Origin of the sequence: Arthrobacter mangrovi, from assembly GCF_026011795.1 — a bacterium.
Lineage (GTDB): Bacteria > Actinomycetota > Actinomycetes > Actinomycetales > Micrococcaceae > Crystallibacter > Crystallibacter mangrovi.
Genome location: NZ_BRVS01000003.1, coordinates 1 through 21,375, shown reverse-complemented (window position 1 = coordinate 21,375; position 21,375 = coordinate 1). Strand labels below are relative to the sequence as shown.

Annotated in this window: 17 protein-coding genes; 8 read left to right on the top strand and 9 right to left on the bottom strand. The window is 69.2% G+C overall.

The genetic code is table 11. The features are described from left to right. Positions 1–4: 4 nt before the first annotated feature. Genes AHIS1636_RS03375 through tdh form a run of 3 tightly spaced genes read right to left on the bottom strand, consistent with a single transcriptional unit; the run spans position 5 to position 3,322 of the window. A complete protein-coding gene (locus tag AHIS1636_RS03375; protein ID WP_264794405.1) occupies positions 5–1,048 on the bottom strand; it encodes a DUF695 domain-containing protein in 1,044 nt (347 codons plus the stop codon). Then, positions 1,048–2,265 (bottom strand): glycine C-acetyltransferase, encoded by a 1,218-nt coding sequence (locus AHIS1636_RS03370; protein WP_264794404.1) that lies wholly within the window; start codon positions 2,263–2,265, stop codon positions 1,048–1,050. The genes AHIS1636_RS03375 and AHIS1636_RS03370 overlap by 1 nt, the downstream gene beginning before the upstream one ends. 10 nt (positions 2,266–2,275) lie before the next feature. After that, complete coding sequence (gene tdh, locus AHIS1636_RS03365) at positions 2,276–3,322, bottom strand: L-threonine 3-dehydrogenase (RefSeq protein WP_264794403.1); 1,047 nt, start codon at positions 3,320–3,322, stop codon at positions 2,276–2,278. A 147-nt stretch (positions 3,323–3,469) separates the two neighbouring features. Between tdh and AHIS1636_RS03360 the strand changes: the two genes are divergently transcribed. From AHIS1636_RS03360 to AHIS1636_RS03330, 7 genes are all read left to right on the top strand, one after another. After that, complete coding sequence (locus AHIS1636_RS03360; protein WP_264794402.1) at positions 3,470–4,678, top strand: cytochrome P450; 1,209 nt, start codon at positions 3,470–3,472, stop codon at positions 4,676–4,678. 170 nt (positions 4,679–4,848) lie between these two features. Beyond that, complete coding sequence (locus tag AHIS1636_RS03355) at positions 4,849–6,222, top strand: GAF domain-containing protein (protein WP_373875776.1); 1,374 nt, start codon at positions 4,849–4,851, stop codon at positions 6,220–6,222. Between the two features lie 33 nt (positions 6,223–6,255). Next, entirely contained in the window at positions 6,256–7,857 is a 1,602-nt protein-coding gene (locus tag AHIS1636_RS03350) for a DHA2 family efflux MFS transporter permease subunit (RefSeq protein WP_373875775.1), read from the top strand. A 101-nt stretch (positions 7,858–7,958) separates the two neighbouring features. Beyond that, positions 7,959–9,482 carry an acetaldehyde dehydrogenase ExaC gene (gene exaC / locus AHIS1636_RS03345; protein WP_264794401.1) on the top strand — a complete coding sequence of 508 codons (1,524 nt, stop codon included), beginning with the start codon at positions 7,959–7,961 and terminating at the stop codon, positions 9,480–9,482. 16 nt (positions 9,483–9,498) lie between these two features. Further along, on the top strand, positions 9,499–9,906 hold the full coding sequence (locus AHIS1636_RS03340) for a DUF779 domain-containing protein (RefSeq protein WP_264794400.1): 408 nt from the start codon (positions 9,499–9,501) through the stop codon (positions 9,904–9,906). 484 nt (positions 9,907–10,390) lie between these two features. After that, positions 10,391–12,553 carry an amylo-alpha-1,6-glucosidase gene (locus AHIS1636_RS03335; RefSeq protein ID WP_264794399.1) on the top strand — a complete coding sequence of 721 codons (2,163 nt, stop codon included), beginning with the start codon at positions 10,391–10,393 and terminating at the stop codon, positions 12,551–12,553. A 14-nt stretch (positions 12,554–12,567) separates the two neighbouring features. Then, positions 12,568–13,620 carry a glycosyltransferase family 4 protein gene (locus AHIS1636_RS03330; RefSeq protein ID WP_264794398.1) on the top strand — a complete coding sequence of 351 codons (1,053 nt, stop codon included), beginning with the start codon at positions 12,568–12,570 and terminating at the stop codon, positions 13,618–13,620. Positions 13,621–13,707: 87 nt separating this feature from the next. On the opposite strand, the gene AHIS1636_RS03325 is transcribed toward AHIS1636_RS03330, so the two are convergent. From AHIS1636_RS03325 to AHIS1636_RS03300, 6 genes are all read right to left on the bottom strand, one after another. Continuing rightward, positions 13,708–14,682, bottom strand: a complete 975-nt coding sequence (locus AHIS1636_RS03325) for an aminoglycoside phosphotransferase family protein (protein ID WP_264794397.1) — start codon at positions 14,680–14,682, stop codon at positions 13,708–13,710. Positions 14,683–14,974: 292 nt separating this feature from the next. Beyond that, complete coding sequence (gene gatB, locus AHIS1636_RS03320) at positions 14,975–16,489, bottom strand: Asp-tRNA(Asn)/Glu-tRNA(Gln) amidotransferase subunit GatB (protein ID WP_264794396.1); 1,515 nt, start codon at positions 16,487–16,489, stop codon at positions 14,975–14,977. After that, positions 16,489–18,015, bottom strand: a complete 1,527-nt coding sequence (gatA, locus tag AHIS1636_RS03315; protein ID WP_264794395.1) for an Asp-tRNA(Asn)/Glu-tRNA(Gln) amidotransferase subunit GatA — start codon at positions 18,013–18,015, stop codon at positions 16,489–16,491. Before gatA ends, gatB begins: the two co-directional genes overlap by 1 nt. 4 nt (positions 18,016–18,019) lie before the next feature. Next, a complete protein-coding gene (gene gatC / locus AHIS1636_RS03310; RefSeq protein WP_005268888.1) occupies positions 18,020–18,316 on the bottom strand; it encodes an Asp-tRNA(Asn)/Glu-tRNA(Gln) amidotransferase subunit GatC in 297 nt (98 codons plus the stop codon). Positions 18,317–18,390: 74 nt separating this feature from the next. Beyond that, on the bottom strand, positions 18,391–18,891 hold the full coding sequence (locus AHIS1636_RS03305; RefSeq protein WP_264794394.1) for a GNAT family N-acetyltransferase: 501 nt from the start codon (positions 18,889–18,891) through the stop codon (positions 18,391–18,393). A gap of 165 nt (positions 18,892–19,056) precedes the next feature. Then, on the bottom strand, positions 19,057–19,764 hold the full coding sequence (locus AHIS1636_RS03300) for a hypothetical protein (RefSeq protein WP_264794393.1): 708 nt from the start codon (positions 19,762–19,764) through the stop codon (positions 19,057–19,059). Positions 19,765–20,809: 1,045 nt separating this feature from the next. On the opposite strand from AHIS1636_RS03300, the gene AHIS1636_RS03295 reads away from it, so the two are divergent. Next, positions 20,810–21,375: hypothetical protein (locus tag AHIS1636_RS03295; protein ID WP_264794392.1), on the top strand; the 566-nt coding region annotated here is incomplete at its 3' end.

Below are 21,375 nucleotides of genomic sequence, written 5' to 3'. Positions count from 1 at the left end.
GGACTCAACGCAGCCGCAGGTGCTTCACCGAGGACCAGGACGGATCCATTTCGGCGCCCACGCCGACCTGCCCCTCCGGCCAGTCCACGCTGCCGGCCTCCAGCTGCCACGCGGCCGCGGTGGCGGAGTCCACGTAGAAATGCAGGGTCCGGCTGCCGGGCGTGGTCTCCGTCGCCACCAGCCTGCCGTCGGCGCCCAGGCCGGCGGAGAGCGCTTCCTCCAGCTCCTGCAGCCGCTGCGCCGAGGTGCCTCCGGGCTGGCCGCCGCCGAGTTCCGTCTGGTAGGCCAGCCTGATGGCCACGTGCTGGTCGAAGTCAGGCCAGAAGGCGGGAACCAGCGGAACCTGGACGACGGCGGTGATCGGCTCCCCGTCCGCGGCCACCCCGTGCAGTTCCTCCCAGATGGGCTGCCCGTGCTCGTCCAGGGCGCCTGCACGCAGCCGGTCGACGACCTCGCGCAGGCCGGTGAGCGGGATGTCCTCCGGGTGGGGCTGCAGCACCGGTTCGATGATGCCGATCCAGGCCGCGGCGTCGGCCTGCCCGATGGCATGGTCCAGCATTACTGAGACCGGCAGCATCCGCTTGTCCTCGGGCAGTTGGGCGAGGTTGGGGTGGTAGACCGCGATGTCGGCGGAGTAGCGGTTGAGCAACAGCCGCACCCGGAAGTCTTCGGCCGCGAAGTCCTGGCCGGAGATGCCCAGCGTGAGCTCCTCGAAGTCCGCCGCCGCCTGCCGCCGGTCCGAGTATTCCCAGTGCAGGTCCGGGGCCGGGGCCGCCTTCAGCACGCGCCGCGCGAGCGCGGCCTGCGCCGGCTGCTCGGCGAAGATGACCAGTTCGTGCTCGGCCACCGTGCCGGCGCCCAGTTCCCAGGCCAGGCCCCGGCTGATCCGCGAGATCCGCTGGTTCAGCCGCTTGACGTAGGCGTCGGCGAACACCTCGCCGCCGCTGCAGATTTTCTCCGCAGCCTCGGACTCCCACCACTGCCAGAACGCCCGCACCATCGCGTCCTGCGACGGCCGCCGCTTCCTGAGCCGGTGCCGCAGTCCCATCAGCCCCCGCCTAACGCCGCGCGGGCGGCAACGAAGGCAGCGACGCACTGCTCGACGTCGTCCCTGCTATGCGCGGCAGACAGCTGGACGCGGATCCGGGCCGTGTCGCGGGGCACAACGGGGAAGCTGAAGGCCGTGACGTAGACGCCGCGCCGCAGCATCTCCTCGGCGGTCCTCGCGGCGAGCACGGCGTCGCCGAACATGACCGGGACGATCGGGTGCTCGCCCGGCAGCAGGTCGAACCCCTCCTCGGCCATCCGGCTCCGGAACAGCGCTGCATTCTTCCGCAGCCGGCCGCGCAGCTCCCCGGAGCCGGCAACCAGGTCGAGGGCCCGCAGCGTGGCGGCGACGATCGCCGGGGCCACGGAATTCGAGAACAGGTAGGGCCGGGCGCGCTGGCGCAGCATCGCGACGATCTCGGCGCGGCCGGACACGTACCCCCCGGAGGCGCCGCCGAGCGCCTTGCCGAACGTGCCGGTGTAGATGTCCACCCGGTCCGCGACGCCGGCATGCTCCGGCGTTCCCGCGCCGGTCTCCCCCATGAACCCGACGGCGTGCGAATCGTCCACCATCACGAGGGCGTCGTACTGCTCGGCCAGGTCGCAGATGGCGCCCAGCGGGGACAGGTAGCCGTCCATGGAGAAGACGCCGTCGGTGACGATGATCCGCCGCCTGGCCCCGCCGCCGTCGTTCATTTCCGCGGTTTCCCGCAGCCGCGCCTCCAGCTCCGCCATGTCCCGGTTGGCGTAGCGGTACCGCTGCGCCTTCGAGAGCCGGATCCCGTCGATGATCGATGCGTGGTTCAGCGCGTCGGAGATGATGGCGTCCTCCGGGCCGAAGAGCGCCTCGAAAACGCCGCCGTTGGCGTCGAAGCAGGAGGAGAACAGGATGGTGTCCTCGGTGCCGAGGAACTGCGAGACCCGCCGCTCCAGCTCGAGGTGCTTGTCCTGCGTGCCGCAGATGAAGCGCACGCTGGCCATGCCGAAGCCGCGCTCGTCCAGCGCCGTCTTCGCGGCCGCGATCAGCTCCGGGTGGTCGGCCAGGCCCAGGTAGTTGTTGGCGCAGAAGTTCAGCACCGGCGCCGGCGGCGAGTCAGGGCTGCCGGCCGTGATGTGGCTCGACTGCGGGGATGTGATCGGCCGCTCCGCCTTGAACAGCCCGGCGTCCCGGATCCCCTGCAGTTCGGCGGCGAGCTGCTCCTTCATGGCTGCGTACATTGGTCCTCCCTCAGATCCGGGTCCAGTCCAGGACGACTTTGCCGCCGCTGCCTTCGCGCGCGATCTCGAAGCCCGCGGCCCAGCCGGAAGCCGGCAGCACATCGGTGATGACCCCGGAGACCGCCTCATGCAGCTGCGGGTTGGACTGGAGCATGGCGCTCATCGCGTACCAGGTCTCGAACATTTCCCGTCCGTAGATGCCCTTGAGCGTGAGCATGTGCGTGACCACCTTGCCCCAATCGACGGCGATCTCCTCGGCGGGCAGGCCGAGCAGCGCAATCCGTCCCCCGTGCGTCATATTGTCGATCATCTCGCGCAGCGCCGACGCGCGGCCACTCATTTCCAGGCCGATATCGAACCCCTCGGCCAGGTGCAGCTGCGCCTGGGCCTCGTCCAGGTGCATGCGGCTGACGTCCACGGCCATGTCCGCGCCCATCCGCTTGGCCAGCTCCAGCCGCGAGGCGGAGACGTCGGTTATGGCGATCTTGCGGGCCCCTGCGTGGCGGGCCACTGCCACGGCCATCAGGCCGATGGGCCCGGCCCCGGTGATCAGCACGTCCTCGCCGACCAGCGGAAAGCTCAGCGCGGTGTGGACCGCGTTGCCGAACGGGTCGAAGATCGCCCCCAGTTCCGGCGTGATCGACTCGTCGTGGTGGACCCAGGCGTTGGTGTCGGGGATGACGACGTACTCGGCGAACGCTCCGTCCCGCTGGACGCCGACACTGACGGTGCGGATGCACATCTGCCGCCGGCCGGCCCGGCAGTTCCGGCAGGTCCCGCAGACGATGTGGCCCTCGCCTGAGACCCGGTCCCCGACCTTGATGTCCTGCACCAGCGGCCCGGCCTCCACCACCTCGCCGTAGAACTCGTGGCCGGGAACCAGCGGCGTGGGCACATTCGCTTGCGCCCAGGGGTCCCACGCCTGGATGTGCAGGTCGGTACCGCAGATGCCTGTGGTCATGACGCGGATCTTCACGTCCCGGTCACCCGGCACCGGCTCGGGCCGGTCGACGAGCTCGAAGCCTGGCTGCGGACCGGACTTGAACAACGCTTTCACGCAATTTCCTCCCGGGAGGTCGGGCCGTGAGGCTGGTCACCCTGTACCCACTCTACGTAAAGACGGCGCCCGCGCGCCCCCTCCAGGCGGGGCGGAAGCGGCGGCTGGGCTAGGGTGGAGCCATTCTTCGACGCTGAGGGAGCCCACATGGCGGAAGTACTGGAGTACACGGCAGCGGCGGCCTGCCGCGAGGACCCGTATTCGGACGCGAACCTGGCGGACCCGTACCCGCTGTTCGACCGGATGCGGGCGGCGGGGCCCGCTGTCTACCTGGAGAAGTACGGCGTCCTCGCGTTCACCCGCTACGCCGAGTGCCGCGACATCCTGGCCGACCCCGCGACGTTCATCAGCGGCGCCGGCGTGGGTCCGCGGAACCTGCACCGGGAGCCCTCCTGGAAGCCGCAGGGCATCCTGGACTCCGACCCGCCGGTGCACACCCGGCTGCGGAAGGCGATGGCCTCGGTCATCTCGCCGAAGGGCGTCCGCGCGCTTCGGGCCGGGTTCGAGGCCTACGCCGCGGAACTGCTGCCGGAACTGCTGGCCCGCGGCACGATCGACGGGGTCAAGGACCTGGCCGAGGCCTTTCCGCTGCGGGTCTTCGGCGACGCCGTCGGCATTCCGCGGGAGGGGCGGGCCGAGAACCTGATCAGCCAGGGCGCGATGAGTTTCAGCTACTTCGGGCCCGAGGACGAACGCCAGCGCCGCTTCGTGGAGCGGGGCGCCGGCACCTTCGAATGGGTGATGGACCGCACCGCCCGCGACAACCTGGCGCCGGGCGGGCTGGGCGCCCGGCTGTGGGAGCTCGCCGACGCCGGCGGCATCGGCGCGGACGAGGCGCCGCTGCTGGTCCGCGCCCTCCTCTCCGCCGGGCTGGACACCACGGTCATCGGGATCGGCAACGCCCTGAGGCTGCTGGCCTGGCACCCGGAGGAATGGGCCCGCATCCGCGGGAATCCCCGCCTTGCCAAGTTCGCGATCGACGAGGTGCTCCGCTTCGAATCGCCGTTCCAGTCCTTTTTCCGCACCACCGCGGCGGACACCGTGTTCCGCGGGATCAGCATCCCCGGCGGCACCAAGATCCTGCTCTTCCTCGGCGCCGCCAACCGGGATCCGGCGCAGTTCGGCCCGGACGCGGACCGCTTCCGCGTCGAGCGCGACGCCTCGGGCATGATCGCGTTCGGTACCGGGATCCACCGCTGCGTCGGGCAGCCGGTCACGCGGCTCGAAATGGAAGTGGTACTGGACTGGCTGTGCGCGCACGTCGAACGGCTCGAGCCGGCCGGCGAACCGGTCCCCTACCTGCACAGCACCCTGAAGGGCTGGGAGTCGCTGCCGCTGCGCCTGGTTCCGGCCTGAGCGTCATCTCCAGGCCGCCGGGCAGGAGCGTTCGACGCCGGCGGCCCCTGCCCCGGGCTTGCTGCCTTCCGCGGTGCACGGCCGACGACGGCCGGCGGCCTTGCCATCGCAGGTAGACTGTGATGCGTGCCACTTTGACGATGGTGCGGGGGAACTGTGTGAGTGGAGCAATGGTGCGTTCTCAACTGCAATCCGGAGCGCGGCCTGCGCAGCGGCAGGCCTACGCCGCCCATGAAGTGCTGGACCAGGCCGCCGGCGGCAGCGCCCGCCGGCTGGTCCGCTATGACGGGGCCGAGGCCGGCGCCTTGTTGAACGGCGTCCGCGAGGTGGTCCGCGATTCCTGGCAGCGTTCGCTGTCGTTCGCCGACCCGGATTCCGCGCTGGCCCGGATGGACCTGGCCGAGGACGATTTCCGGGAGTACCGGCTGAACCACCCGATGGCCGGCATCATGCCGGTCGTCCAAAAGCTCCTGGTCGAACCCAGCCACGAATCGGGCATGCTGGTGGCCGTCGGCGACGAGCACGGGCGGCTGCTCTGGGTGGATGGCGACGCGTCACTGAAGCGCCAGGCCGAGGCTATGCGCTTCGTCGCAGGCGCCGACTGGTCCGAGCGCACCGTCGGCACCAGCGCTCCCGGCACGGCCCTGGCCGTGGGCCGCGGCGTCCAGATTTCCGGGGCCGAGCACTTCAGCCGGATCGTCCACCCGTGGAGCTGTACCGCCGTGCCGGTGCGCGATCCGGACACCGGCGCGGTCATCGGCGTCGTGGACATCACCGGCCGGGAGCAGGCCGTCGCCGCCCACACCCTGTCGCTGGTGCAGGCCACCGTCGCCGCCGCCGAGGCACAATTGCGGATTCACCGGCTCGAGCAGCGAGCGCGTCCCCGCCGCCCCGAACCCCGGCCCGCACGCACCGCCGCCGGCACCGGCACCGGCACTCTCCGGCAGCGGCGGCCCGCACCCACCCTGCAGCTGACCGGACGTGACCAGGGCCTGCTGGACATCGGCGGCCGCGCCATCGAACTGACGCTCCGGCACACCGAGATCCTGGCCCTGCTGGCGCTCCATCCGGCCGGGCTGAGCGCCGGAGAGCTGGCGGCGCTGCTCTACCCGGATGCCAGCAGCATCACCCTGCGGGCGGAAATGGTGCGGCTGCGCAAGGTCCTCGGCGCCGCGGATCCGCGGGTCATTCCGCAGTCCCGGCCCTACCGGCTGCCGGACCCGCCGCTCCTCGACGCGCGGCAGGTGCTCGACCACCTGCGGCGCGGCGCGCACCGGCTGGCCCTCAACCACTACCGCGGCACGGTGCTGCCGGCGTCCGAGGCGCCGGGCATCGTCCGCCTCCGCCGGGAGGTGAGCGCCAACCTGCGCGAGGCGGTGCTCAGCGACGCGTCGCCGGACACCCTCCTGCGCTACCTCGAACTCCCGGAAGCCGAGTACGACGCCGAGGGGTGGGGGGCCGCGCTCCGCCTCCTTCCGCCCCGGTCGCCCAGGCGGTCCGCCGTCGTCGCACACCTGCAGCGGATCGAAGCCGAGCTCGCCTGACCGCAGCACCGGAACGCGTGATAGGTTCCTGCAGTGGCTACTCCCGTACGCCCCTGGCCGGCCATGTGGTCACTGGTCATCGGCTTCTTTATGATCCTCGTCGATACCACCATCGTGTCCGTCGCCAATCCCGCCATCATGCGCGGCCTGTCGACCGACATCAATTCGGTGATCTGGGTGACCAGCGCCTACCTGCTCGCCTACGCCGTCCCCCTGCTGATCACCGGGCGGCTCGGCGACCGGCTCGGCCCGAAGAACCTGTACCTGACCGGCCTGGTCATGTTCACGCTGGCCTCGGCTTGGTGCGGTTTCGCCAGCGACATCCGGATGCTGATCGTCGCCCGCGTCTTCCAGGGACTCGGCGCCTCGATCATGACACCGCAGACCATGGCGGTCATCACCCGGATCTTCCCGCCGGACCGCCGCGGCGCGGCCATGGGCCTGTGGGGCGCGGTGGCAGGCCTGGCCGCGCTCACGGGTCCGATCGTCGGCGGCCTGCTCGTCGACTCGCTGGGCTGGGAATGGATCTTCTTCGTCAACGTGCCCGTGGGTTTCCTGGCCTTCGTGATGGCCTGGCGCTTCGTACCGTCCCTTCCCCGGCACGCCCACCAATTTGACGTGCTCGGCGTGCTGCTCAGCGCCGCAGGCATGTTCCTGCTGGTGTTCGGCATCCAGCAGGGCGAGACCTACGACTGGGGAACCATCGCCGGACCGATCACGGTCTGGACCCTAATCGCCGGCGGGCTGGTCATCCTGGCCCTCTTCGTGTTCTGGCAGTCCCGCAACCGCAGGGAGCCGCTGCTGCCGCTGAAGATTTTCCGCGACCGGAACTTCTCGCTGGCCAACGGCGGCATCAGCACCGTCGGGTTCGCGGTCACGAGCATGTCACTGCCGCTGATCTTCTTCTACCAGAGCGTCCTCGGCCTCACGCCGACCCAGTCCGCGCTGATGCTCGCGCCCACCGCGATCATCTCAGCCGGGCTGGCTCCCGTGGTCGGCCGGCTGATCGACCGGTTCAACCCCAAGTACTTCGCTACCACGGGCCTCCTGCTGATGGCGGGCGGACTCACCTGGTACGCGTTCCTGCTGGCCCCGCAGACCGCCATCTGGCTGCTCCTGCTCCCCGCCGCGGTGCTGGGCCTGGCCAACGCCTGCATCTGGGGCCCGCTCTCCACCACGGCGACCCGGAACCTGAAGCCGGCCCTGGCCGGTGCCGGCTCCGGCGTCTACAACACCACCCGCCAGATCGGCGCCGTGCTCGGTAGTGCCTCCATCGCCGCCCTCATGCAGGCCCGGCTCAGCGCTGAACTGCCCGGCGCGGCCTCCGGTGTCCCAGCCGAGGGCGGTTCCGCCGTCCTGCCGGATGCCCTGCATGACGGGTTCGCCGCGGCGATGGGCCAGTCCCTGCTGCTGCCTGCGGCTGTCGCGGTCGCCGGCGCGCTCATTACCGTCTTCTTCGCCAAGCCCCAGCCGGTCTCCGGCTGGGACCAGGAAGAAGCGACCGGCCCCGCCCAAGCCGTGCGGCCGCCGTCGTCCCCCAGTGCCGCGCACCCGGCGCCGTCCGCGTCGCCCGTATCCGTGCGGCCGCCGTCGTCCCCCGATGCCGGCAGCGGACGGGCGGCCAGGCGGCGCTGACGTCAGTGGTTGCAACGTCTGTGCAACGTTGCCCGTCCTAGGCTGTCTGCTACGAGTCCGAGGTCAACGATGCCCGGCTCGAGACTGCTGAAGGAGTAGCAATGACTGTTTACGCACAGCCCGGTCAGGACGGTTCGCCGGTCAGCTTCAAGCCCCGCTACGAGAACTGGATCGGCGGAGAATGGGTGGCCCCGGTCAAGGGCCAGTACTTCGAGAACATCTCCCCCGTGACCGGAAAGCCGTTCTGCGAGGTCGCCCGCGGCACCGCAGAGGACATCGACCTCGCCCTGGATGCCGCGCACAAGGCGGCGCCGGCCTGGGGCAAGACCTCGGTGGCCGAGCGCGCGGCAGTGCTGAACCGGATCGCCGACCGGATCGAGGAGAACCTCGAGCTGCTCGCCGTCGCCGAGACCTGGGACAACGGCAAGGCCGTCCGCGAGACCCTCGCGGCGGACATCCCGCTGGCCGCCGACCACTTCCGCTACTTTGCCTCCGCCGTCCGGGCGCAGGAGGGCCGCCTGTCCCAGCTGGACGACGACACCACCGCCTACCACTACCACGAGCCGCTCGGCGTCGTCGGCCAGATCATCCCCTGGAACTTCCCCATCCTGATGGCCGTCTGGAAGCTGGCCCCGGCGCTGGCGGCCGGCAACGCCGTCGTCCTCAAGCCCGCGGAACAGACCCCGGCGTCCATCCTGGTACTGATGGAACTCATCGCCGACATCCTGCCGGCCGGCGTGGTCAACGTGGTCAACGGCTTCGGCGTGGAGGCCGGCAAGCCGCTGGCGTCCAGCCCGCGGATCCGCAAGATCGCGTTCACCGGCGAGACCACCACCGGCCGGCTGATCAGCCAGTACGCCTCGCAGAACCTCATTCCGGTCACGCTGGAGCTCGGCGGCAAGAGCCCCAACATCTTCTTCTCCGACGTCGCGGCCGAGAACGACGCGTTCTACGACAAGGCACTGGAGGGCTTCGCGCTCTTCGCCTTCAACCAGGGCGAGGTCTGCACCTGCCCGTCGCGTGCGCTGGTGCAGGACTCGATCTACGACTCCTTCATGGCGGACGCCTTGGCGCGCACGGGCAGGATCATCCAAGGCAACCCGCTGGATACCGACACACAGATCGGCGCCCAGGCCTCGAACGACCAGCTGGAGAAGATCCTCAGCTACATGGACATCGGCAAGCAGGAGGGCGCCAAGGTCCTGATCGGCGGCGAGCGCAACATCCTCGACGGCGACCTGGCCGAGGGCTACTACGTGAAGCCGACGGTCTTCGAAGGCACCAACAACATGCGCATCTTCCAGGAGGAGATCTTCGGGCCGGTCGTCTCGGTGACCCGGTTCGGCGACTACGCGGAGGCCATGGAAATCGCCAACGACACGCTCTACGGCCTCGGCGCCGGCGTGTGGAGCCGCAACGGCAACGTCGCCTACCGCGCGGGCCGCGAGATCCAGGCCGGCCGGGTGTGGGTGAACAACTACCACGCCTACCCGGCGGGCGCGGCGTTCGGCGGCTACAAGTCCTCGGGCATCGGCCGCGAGAACCACGCGATGATGCTGGACCACTACCAGCAGACCAAGAACCTGCTGGTGAGCTACAACGAGAACAAGCTCGGCTTCTTCTAGGATCGGAGGCACCGGGATGGAGCCCAATACCGACGCCGGCCTGCAGGCCGCCGCGGTCATCCCCGGCGAGGACTTCTCACGGGTCTCGCTGACTCCGGCCGCGGTGGCACTGCTGGAGAAGCTCCGGGACCGCCACGGGCCGCTGATGTTCCACCAGTCCGGCGGCTGCTGCGACGGCTCCTCGCCGATGTGCTACCCGGCCGGGGACTTCATCACGGCCGAGGCCGACGTGCTGCTGGGGACCTTCGGGATGCCCGGCGGCGACAGCCTGGATTTCTGGATGTCGCGCGAGCAGTTCGAGTACTGGAAGCACACCCATCTGACCGTGGACGTGGTGGACGGACGCGGCAGCGGCTTCTCCGTGGAGGCGCCGGAGGGCAAGCGGTTCCTCATCCGCTCCGCGCTGATCGACAACCGGGGCTGAACCGGGACGCCGTGAGGGCGGCCGGGCCGAAAGGTCCGGCCGCCCTTTTTGACGCGTACCGCCGGCTTGGTGCCCTCGCTTCGCTGGGCGCAGCCCACAGCCGCCCGAGGGCGCGTTCGGCGCGCACCGCCGTCGTCGTTCCCCCAATCCCGGGGCGCACCGCCGTCGTCGTTCCCCCAATCCCGGCGCGCACCGCCGTCGTCGGTCCCGCAATCCCGGGGCGCACCGCCGTCGTTGTTTTCACCATCTCAGGTGTGCACCGAGCCGTGGATTCCATCGATTCGCGGGGCGCTGGCGACGGCGGCTGTGCACCTTTTGCTGTGCTGCTTTTGGTGCTTTTATGTTAGGGGGGCCCTAAACCCGAGACATCGGAGCACGACGTGGCCGGTCAGCTGTTCAGGATTTTTCGTTCCGCTCGCCGCCACGATCCGCCGGACATGGGTAGACGTTTCAACCCCGTCCCGGTACCAGGGAAGGCCCGGCCATGACCGGCTGGAGCGAGGAAAACACCGCCGGTTCCGCCGGCGAAGGCGCGGTGACCCTGCTGGAAGGGACGTCCTTCTGTATCTCCTTCGCCAACGGCGACATCAATTCCGAACGGCCGCACGGCTTCTTCTACCGCGACACCCGGTTCATTTCTGACTGGCTGCTGACCATCAACGAGCGGCCGGTCGAGGCGCTGGAGGCCATTGTCTTCGAGCCGTACCGGGCGGTGTTCATCGGCCGCGCGCAACGCACTGATGGCCTGGCCGACAGCCATCTGCTGGTGGAACGGCGCAGGAGCATCAACGTGGGCGTCCACGAGGAAGTAACGGTCTCCAACTACTCGCGGGAGCCGGCAGCCTGCAAGCTCGCGCTGACGGTGGGAGCGGACTTCGCGGACCTGTTCGAGGTGAAGGCCGGGCTGACCCAGGTGGCCCATGCCCAAGGTGCGGAGCTGCTCGGTGACAAGCTGGTGGTGGAATCCAAGGGCCTGCCAATGCAGGCACGCACCGTTGTGGCCGCGCAGGATGCCCGCGTCGACGGCAACCGGATCAGCTACGACATGGTGATCCCGGCCCAGCAGAGCTGGACAGCCTCGATCTCGGCGCTCCCAGGCATGGACGCCAGCAGTCCTGTCGAAGAGCTCGCCATTCCCCATCAGCAGGTGCATTCATCGCTACCGCAAGAGCGGCTGATGGAATGGCGCCGGAACTCCCCGCTGGCCCGTTTCGACAATCCGGACTTCGAGAAGGTTCTCGAGCAGAGCCAGTCGGACCTGGGGTCGCTGCGGATTTTCGACCCCGACCATCCCGGCCGTGTGGTGGTCGCCGCAGGATCACCCTGGTTCATGGCGCTCTTCGGCCGCGACTCGCTGCTGACCTCGTTCATGAGCCTGCCGCTGGACCCGTCCTTGGCACTCGGGACGCTGCAGACCCTCGCCGAACGCCAGGGCACGGAGGTGGATCCCCGCAGCGAGGAGCAGCCGGGCAAGATCCTGCACGAGGTACGCTTCGGCGCGAGCGTTGGCAGGCTGCTCGGCGGGGACAGCGCCTACTACGGTTCCATTGACGCGACACCCCTATTCGTCACGCTGGCGGGCGAACTGACCCGCTGGGGCTTCTGGTCCGAGGTCCAGGCTTCCCTCATGCCCGCGGTCGACCGTGCCTTGGACTGGATCATGGAGTACGGCGACGCCGACGGCGACGGCTTCGTGGAGTATGCAAGGGCCACCGAGAAGGGCCTGCTGAACCAAGGCTGGAAGGACTCTTGGGACGGCATCAATTTTGCCGACGGCAGCCTGGCCCAGGCACCCATCGCACTCTGCGAGGTGCAGGGCTACGTCTACGCCGCCTACATCAGCCGCGCCCTCATGGCACAGGCCGCCGGGGACCTCCAGCTTGCCGCCGACTGGGGAGCCCGTGCCGCGGCGCTAAAGAAGGAGTTCAACGAGCGGTTCTGGCTGGAAGACCGCGGCTACTTCGCCATCGCCTTGGACCGGGACAAGCGCCCGGTCGACTCCTGCGCGTCCAATATGGGGCACTGCCTGTGGAGCGGCATCGTGGATAGCGAGAAGGCGCCGCAGGTGGCCAAGCGGCTGCTGTCCCCGGAGATGTTCTCCGGTTGGGGCGTGCGCACGCTGGCGACCGACATGGGCGCCTACAACCCCGCCAGCTACCACAACGGCTCGGTCTGGCCGCACGACAACGCGTTGGTCGCTGCCGGGCTGATGCGCTATGGCTTCCTGGACGAAGCCCTCCAGATCACGCGCGGGCTCTTCGCAGCAGCGAACATTTTCGGCGGACGGCTGCCGGAACTGTTCTGCGGCCTGGACCGGCGGACCTATCCGATGCCTGTTCCGTACCCGACCTCCTGCTCGCCGCAGGCATGGGCGGCGGCCGCTCCGGTGCACCTGATGCGGGTCATGCTCAGGTTCGACCCGTGCATGACGCACAACGGCGTATGGCTCGCGCCGACCGTTCCCGAGGAGATCGGAGACCTGAAGGTCTCGAACGTCCCCCTGGCCGGCGCCCGCATCTCGATCTCGGTTGCCGGCGGACAAACCGAGGTGGAGGGCGTCCCCGATTCCATCGAACTTCACTACGCGCCGCGAAAACCGCTGGCAGACCTGCTGGACGTCCACGCCGCAGGCCAGGCCGGCCTTTAGGCAGGAGCAACACCATGCGTATAGGTATCGTCGCCCCACCATGGCTCCGGGTTCCGCCCTCCGGCTACGGAGGCATCGAATCCGTGGTCGACTCCCTGGCGCGGGAGTTCGCCGCTGCCGGACATGATGTCCTCCTGGCAGCCGCCGAGGGCAGCATGTGCCCCGTCGACCAGGTTCCCGGCATTCCCGCCCGGCAGCTCACCGGTTTGGGGACCAGCATCGACGAACTGGCACAATCGGTGCTGGCCCACGAAGCGCTTTCCGGCGTGGACATCATCCACGACCACACCCTCGCCGGCCCCTTGTCGCGCCACCGACCGCCCGGCATCCCACTGGTCACCACTGCGCATGGTCCCCTGGCCGGAGCGTTCCGCACCCTCTACCGGGCCATCGCCATGCACGCGCCGCTGATCGCCATCGCGCGGCACCAGGCGGTCGCGGCTCCCGAGGTGCGGATCCGCCAAGTCATCCACCACGGCATCGACGCCGCCGCGGTCCCGGTTGGCAGCGGCGACGGGGGCTACGCCTGCTTCCTCGGCCGCATGCATCCGGACAAAGGCCTGCACCAGGCCATCGAGATAGCCCGCGAAGCCGACGTGCCATTGCGGATCGCCGCCCGCGTGCAGGGCGACTGCGAGTGCGAGTACTTCGAATCGGTCATCAAGCCGTTGCTGCAGCCGCCGGTCGAATTCCTCGGCGAGCTGACGACACGCGAGAAATACGAGCTGCTCGGCGGAGCAGTGGCACTGCTGAACCCCATCCAGTGGCCGGAGCCGTTCGGAATGGTGATGATCGAGGCGATGGCGGCCGGGACACCTGTCGTCGCCACGCTGCGGGGCTCCGCGCCCGAAATCATCGAAGACGGCAGCACCGGTTTCCTCCGGAGCGGCAACCGGCAGCTCGCCACCGCTCTGCAGCAGGCGGAGACTTTGGACCGGGCCCGGTGCCGCAAGGTGACCGAGACGTACTTCAGCGCGGAGCGTATGGCTGAAGAACATTTGCGGCTGTTTGCCGAAGTGATCGACCACCAGCCCGGCCGCCGCGGCAGCCCCGTCCCGGCTCGCTGAAAGCCGCCCCCTTCCGCTGCGGTTGAAGGTATCCCGTCCCTGCAACGGGGGCCCGGCGCGGCCCCGTTCGCGGAGCCTGTCGCCGGCTCAGTCAGCGAGAACCTGGTCCAGCGCCTCTTCTCCGATTGCCCGGATCACCTCATTGTCCTCCGAGGCGTCCAGCATTGCGGTGGCCATCGACAGCGCCCAGCCGCGGGCGCGGATCCACGTCGCTTCGTCGACGGCGGCCACCGAGCCGATCCGCGGCGTGTCGATCCGCGCCGAGCCGATCCGCGACGTGTCGACTTGAGGCGAGCCGATCCACTGGGTGTCGATCCGCGCCGCGCCGAGACTGTCCCTGAAGTCGCGCCTGCCGGCCTCGTCGAAGACCAGCCAGGCCGCCGCGAGATCCGTGGCCGGGTCCCCCGCGGCCAGGTCGCCGAAATCGATCACCGCCGCGAGCCGGCCGTCGCGCAGGATCAGGTTCTCCGGGTGCAGGTCCCCATGCAGCCACAGAGGCTCCCCGGTCCACGGCGGGGCCGCGCTGAGCTGCTGCCAAAGCCGGCCAGCCTCCGCCGCGTGCGGAACCAGCCCGCCCGCGAGCCGTCGGCGCACCTGCGGATCCCGCGCCGGCAGCGGCACGCCGCGAACGGGATTGCGCGGCGCCTCGGGCGGGGCCGGACGGTGGAAGGCGGCCACGAACTCCGCCAGCCCGCCCGCCGCCCCGCGACGCTGACCCGCGGCGACGCGTGCCGCCGTCGTACCTTCGATCCACGGGACCACGGACCACGGCCAGGGGAAGAACGACGACGGGACGCCGCACCGTAGCGGAGCCGGCGTCGCGACGGCCAGTCCCGCTGCCAGTTCCGGCAGCCAGCGCTGTTCATGGCGCAGCAACGGCACTGCCGCTTCCCGGCGCGGCAACCGCACCGCGAGGTCTATGCCGAGGCGGAACACGGCGTTGTCCCAGCCGTTCGCCGCCAGCCGCACCGGCAGCCCGGCAAGGGCCGGAGCCTGCTCGGCGAGCAGCCGGCGTACCAGCGGGGCGTCGATCTCGAGGTCGGCTGCGGGCATCAGGGCCATGCTCCCCATTAAACCCGCCGGTTAACGCAAACCGCTCCGGTTTGGTTCTTCCGCTCCGCCTCGAAGCGGAGCAGGGAATCCAAACCGGAGCGGGAGCCCAAATCGGAGCGGCGGCCAAGCCTGACCGCGCATTCCAGACCGGAGCCGTGACCCGAACCGGAGCGCCGATTCCAAACCGGAGCGGCGGCCAAGCCTGACCGCGCATTCCGAACCGGAGCCGTGGCCCGAACCGGAGCGCCGATTCCAAACCGAAGCGGCGGCCTGGAGCACCGGCGCAGCGGATCCGGGTTGCTTAGCCCTGGACGCCGAGGCGTTCGAAGATCAGCTCGCGGACCCGGCCGGCGTCGGCCTGGCCGCGGGTGGCCTTCATGACGCCGCCGACGATGGCGCCGGCCGCCTGTACCTTGCCGCCGCGGATCTTCTCCGCCACGTCGGGCTGAGCGGCGAGGGCCGCGTCGATGGCCTCAAGGAGGGGGCCGTCGTCGGACACCACGGCCAGGCCGCGCTTGGCGATGACCTCCTCGGGCGTGCCCTCGCCGGCGAGGACGCCGTCGAGCACCTGGCGGGCCAGCTTGTCGTTGATCTTGCCTGCCTGGACGAGCTTGTCCAGCTCGACGACCAGTTCCGGGGTGACGCCCACGTCCACCGGATCCACTTCGGCTTCCTTCGCGCGGCGGGAGATTTCGCCCATCCACCACTTGCGGGCGACGGCGGCGGACGCGCCGGCGGCGATGGTCTCCTCGATCGCGTCCATCACTCCGGCGTTGAGCACGTCGCGGAACTCGGCGTCGGAGTAACCCCAGGCGGCCTTGAGCTTCTTGCGCCGCTCAGCCGGCGGCTCGGGCAGCCGGCTGCGCAGCTCCTCGATCCACTCCGGGGTGGTGACGACGGGGACGAGGTCCGGCTCCGGGAAGTAGCGGTAGTCGTCCGCGTCCGACTTGGGCCGGCCCGAGGTGGTGGTGCGCGTGTCCTCATGCCAGTGCCGGGTTTCCTGCGTGACCTTGGCGCCAGAGTCGAGGACCGCGGCGTGCCGCTGGATTTCGAAGCGGACAGCGCGCTCGACCGACCGCAGCGAGTTCACGTTCTTGGTCTCCGAGCGGGTGCCGAACGTGCTGGTGCCCTTCGGCATCAGCGAGACGTTGGCGTCGCAGCGGACATTGCCGCGCTCCATGCGTGCATCGGACACGCCGAGATTCTTCACGATCTCCCGGATGGCGGCGACGTACGCCTTGGCCAGCTCGGGTGCGCGGGAGCCCGCCCCAACGATCGGCTTGGTAACGATCTCGACGAGCGGCACGCCGGCGCGGTTGTAGTCCACCAGCGAGTACTCGGCGCCCTGGATGCGGCCGGTTGCGCCGCCCATATGGGTGAGCTTGCCGGCGTCCTCTTCCATGTGCGCCCGCTCGATCTCGACGCGGAACACTTCGCCGTCCTCGAGTTCGATGTCCAGGTAGCCGTCGTAGCAGATCGGGTCCTCGTACTGCGAGGTCTGGAAGTTCTTCGGAGTGTCCGGGTAGAAGTAGTTCTTCCGGGCGAAGAAGCAGGATTCGGCGATCTTGCAGTTCAGGGCCAGGCCGATCATGATCGAGTATTCGACCGCGGCTTTGTTGACCACCGGTAGCACGCCCGGCAAGCCGAGGTCCACCGGGGAAATGGCGGTGTTCGGCTCATCGCCGAAGATGTTCGGGGCTGCGGAGAACATCTTGGTCTTGGTGTTGAGCTCCACGTGGACCTCGAAACCAAGCACCGGGTCGTACTTCTCCATGGCCTCATCGAAGGACAGGATTTCGTCCGTAACAGCGGTCATTAGTTGGCTCCTGACATGGTTTCGGCGGTGCTGGCGCTCAGGTCGGGGACCTGGGCCAGCAGCGGCCCGCCCCACTTCTCCTCCAGCAGCGATTCGAGCACGTGGCCCACCCGGTACAGCCGGGCGTCCTCCCGCGCCGGGGCGAGGAACTGGATGCCCACCGGCAGTCCGTCCGCCAGGCCGCCGGGCACGGAGATACCGGGCACGCCGGCCAGGTTCGCCGGGATGGTCGCGACGTCGTTCAGGTACATGGCCAGCGGATCGTCGAGCTTCTCCCCTAGTTTGAAGGCCGTGGTCGGAGCCGTCGGAGAGATCAGGACGTCCGCCTGCGCGAAGGCGGCGTCGAAGTCGCGCTGCACGAGCGTGCGGACCTTCTGGGCCGAACCGTAGTAGGCGTCGTAGTAGCCGGCCGAGAGGGCGTAGGTGCCCAGGATGATGCGGCGCTTGACCTCGTCGCCGAAACCGGCAGCACGGGTCGCGCCCATGACCCGCTCGATCGTCAGCGGGCCGTCCGTCGGCAGCACCCGCTGCCCGTACCGCACGCCGTCGAACTTGGCCAGGTTGGAGGACGCCTCGCTCGGCATGATCAGGTAGTAGGCACCCAGCGCGTACCGGAAGTTCGGGCAGGAAACCTCGACGATCTCCGCCCCCGCGCCGCGCAGCAGCTCAAGGGACTCGTCGAAGCGCTCCTGGACACCGGCGTCGTACCCCTCGCCCTGAAGCTCGCGGACCACGCCGATCCGCAGCCCGCGCACGTCGCCGTTCCGCGCGGCCTCGGCGAGGGCGCCCACGGGATCGGTCAGGGACGTCGAGTCGTGCGGATCGTGGCCGCCGATAACCTCATGCAGCAGCGCCGAGTCCAGCACCGTGCGGGAGACCGGGCCGATCTGGTCCAGCGAGGAGGCCATGGCGATGGCGCCATAGCGGGAGACTCCGCCATAGGTCGGCTTGACGCCGACCGAGCCGGTCACCGACGCCGGCTGCCGGATGGAGCCGCCGGTATCGGTGCCCAGCGCCAGCGGAGCTTCGAATGCCGCGACGGCAGCCGCGGACCCGCCGCCCGAGCCGCCCGGGATCCGGTCCAGGTCCCACGGGTTGCGGGTCGGTCCGTAGGCGGAGTGCTCAGTGGAGGAGCCCATCGCGAACTCGTCCAGGTTGGTCTTGCCCAGCATCGGCATCTTCGCCGCGCGGATCTTCTTGATCACCGTCGCGTCGTACGGGCTCATCCAGCCCTCGAGGATCTTCGAACCTGCCGTGGTCGGCTGGCCGACGGTGACGATCAGGTCCTTGATGGCGATCGGCACGCCGGCCAGCACCGGCAGGTCCTCGCCCGCGGCACGGGCCTTGTCCACGTCGGCCGCGACGGCCAGCGCTTCCTCGGTGTTGACGTGCAGGAAGGCATTGACGCTGCCGTCCACCTCGGCGATGCGGTCCAGATGCGCCTGCGTGACCTCGACGGAGGATACTTCCTTGGCGGCCAGCAGTTCGGCCAGCCGGGCGGCGCTGTTGCGGATCAGTTCTGTCATGTCTTTACTCCTCGTCCAGGATGGCGGGGACCTTGAAGCGGCCGTCGGCCGAATCCGGCGCGCCGGACAGTGCCTGCTCGTTGGTCAGCGTCTCGCCGACAACGTCCTCGCGGAAGACGTTGGTCAGCGGGATCGGGTGGGATGTGGCCGGCACGTCGTCGCCGGCGGCCTCCTGGACGGATTTGATCGAGTCAACGATGACATCGAGCTCGCCGGCCATACGGTCCAGCTCAGCGTCGGTCATCTCAATGTGGGCCAGCCGCGCTAGATGCGCCACAGCCTCACGGTTGATCTCAGACATGAGTCTCCTACGCGGATTGATTGGGTTTTCTACCAACCAGTCTACTTGCGCGCCGGATGCGCCGGGCGCGCGGTTCAGCGGGCCAGCGGCTTCACGAACACCAGCAGCGCAATATCCTCGTCCGGCACCTTCCAGTCCCGCTCGGGCACGCGGACGAACCCGAGCGATTCGTAGAGCCGGTGGGCCCCGCGCATATTGTCCACGCTGGTCAAGCTCACCGAATGGATGCCAGGAAGGGTCTGCGCATAATCGAGGATGGCCTTCACCATCGCCCTCCCCACGCCGCCGCGCTGCAACTGCGGATCCACCGCAAGCATCCTGAACTCCAGCTCCCCCGGACGCGCGATATCCGAATATTCCTGGCCCTCCAGCGTCAATGCGACTGAGCCGGCAACCCGCCCGTCCACCTCGGCCACCCACACAATGGCATGCTCTGCACGGTGGGCAACGTCACCCAATATCTCAAGATATTCGTCCTCCTCCCGCAGATGCCCGCCGGCAAGGTACGCCTGCCGGGTAATCCGGGCAACGTCGTCGTAATCAAGCGCAGTAGCGGGGCGGATGGTGATGCTCATGAAACGGCAAAAGTCCTTCGGCAATCGGGGGAAGTACGACGGCGGCCTGCCGCCGTTCCATTCTGCCTCACCCCAGGCAGCGGCCAGCGAGTGCCCCCGCAGCCCCTGCCGGCCAAACCGTCCGGTCAGCGCCGTCCCACGCACGCCCTTCAGCCAACACAACCGCTACGAGGCGCGGGCGCCATCCGGGCCGTCCCGCAGCGGCGCCAACTCCGGAGCCACCCGCCGCTCAAGCGCGGCCACGGCCTCGGGCGGCAGGGCCAGCAACCCGTCCAATTCCTTCCGCGCCCTGCGATAGGCGAGCTGCCGCTCAGCCGAAGTGCCCGCGCTATCCACCGCAATGGTCAGCAAACGCCGGGCCGTGTTGAGCCTCTGGCGCTCCGGCCCGGTGAAATGCTGGTCCTTGACCCGGCGGGCCTCACGCTCGGCGATCTCGAATGCAACCTCGTAGGCACGCACCGCATCGCGGTACTCCTGCAGCCGTTCCGCCGTCGAGATGTCCTCGACGACCACAGGTCTCAGCCCATCAGCAACGCGCTTGGCCCGGAGGAACCCGACAGTAAGGGGCTCGCGCACGTCGGACATCATCGGGTAATCGATCAGCTTGGCCACGTCCAGCTCGTACTCCAGCCAGCGGGCGTTCACCGCAGCATGGTCCGCCATCACCGCTGCCGTGTCACGGCGAAGCTGGTCCACCCACGCCGCCGCGCTTTCCCTGCGCTCACGCTCCGCACGCCCCTCCGCCTCGCGGCGCGCCCTGTGCTTCAGGTGCTTCCGGCGGGTGCGGTGGAACTTCTGCCCCATGCCCGAGAACACGGCGAAGCCCACCCAGATCATCCACCAAGGAAAACCATCCGAGAAGAGCTCATTCATCGCCGCTCACTCCTCCATGGTGGCATGCACCCGGCAGCGGCTCAATCCTCCCGCCCGCCCAGCGTTCCGCCCACCCCTACCCCCGTGTCTCCCGACCCCGCCAAAGGCTCCGCCGATTCCGTTGTGCCTCCACATGGCCATCGGTTGGCAGACTCTCCACATTCAAAGAAGCCGGCCGAATACTGTCAGTACCGGCTTATAGCGTTGGGACATGGAAAAGGTTCCTGAAGAGCAGCATGAGGCCTGGATGATCAGTCCCGCGCCCGCGCTCGCTCGTGGGGGTCGTTTCTCAGTCCTCGAATATCAGCTGCACAAAGCCCTGCTCGAGCAGTGGCTGCGCAGTATGTACCCGGGCAGCGACACCAACCCAACGGGTGCACAGGACCCCTCACCGCGCCGGTCCGCTCGGGCCATCGCCGCCCGTCGAAACGACAGCGGAATTTCCGTCCCCATCGACGGGCCGAACGACGAGGACGCCGCGGCTGCAGCGGACTGCAGTACGCCTGCAGAAGGATCCCAAGTCGACCCCGATGTGCCTCAGATTGCTGCTGGGGCTGATTCCGCACCAATCGCTGTTCCGTCTCCGCCTGCCGAAGGAACTGAAACCCCAGCCACAGAGGCCACTGAGGAACCGGACCCCATTCCAGTGCCCGCTGCCGAGCCTGACGGTTCGGGCGACGCCGAGCGCGTTTCAGCTGACCCCCTGACCGCCTCCAAGCCGACGGAACCGGTTTCCGATAAAGTCCAAGCTACGTCCGGGACAGCGGCGGACGCCGCCGATCCCGACACTGCATCTGGGACTGCGGAGCCGCCTGCTGATCCCCATTCTGCTTCCGGACCTGAGGAGCCGGTTGCCCCTGATCCCCAAGCCGCATCCGACCCAGCGGATCCGGTTTCCCGTGACTCGCAATCAGCAACCGATGCGGTTGAGCCGTCCGCCGATCCCCAGGCTGCTTCCGGGCCTGAGGAGCCGGTTTCCGCTGATCTGGAGGCTGTCTTCGGGCCGGTTGAGGATGAGGGTGAGGACGGGATACCGGATTGGGCGTTGTCTCCGGCGCAGCGGGCCAAGCGGGAGAAAGCCAGGGAAGCGGCGAAGCCGCGGCCGCCGGCGCTGGTGGAGCACGGGCCGGTGGAATGGTTCCAGGCCTGGCGGGACATCACACCGGCGGACCTGGCCGTCGTGCTCGCCCGGCAGGACGTCAAGGACCTGGCGGACGGGGTGCTGCTGGAGTATCTGGCCGCGGTGGAGAAGGTGACCGCGTCCTGGCAGGCGGCCCGCGTGCGGGGGCTGGACGAGTTCGCGTCCCGCCGCACCGAACCCGGCTCCCCGCTGATGGGGCCGGAGGGCCATGACCGGGGCACCGTGCGGGAACTGGCCGCGCACCTGCACCAGTCCCAGAAAACCCTCCACACGGACCTCGCCGACGCGGTCCAGCTCTGCGCGCACTTCCCGGCCACCCTGGAAGCGATGGACGCGGGGCGGGTCGACCTGGGGAGGGCGACCGCGATCGTGCGCGGCTCCCGCGACCTGCCCGCGAACCTGTTGGGCGAGTACGAGGCGCAGGTGCTGCCCGGCGCCGGGAACGTGGTGAGGGAGACCGTGCAGGACCG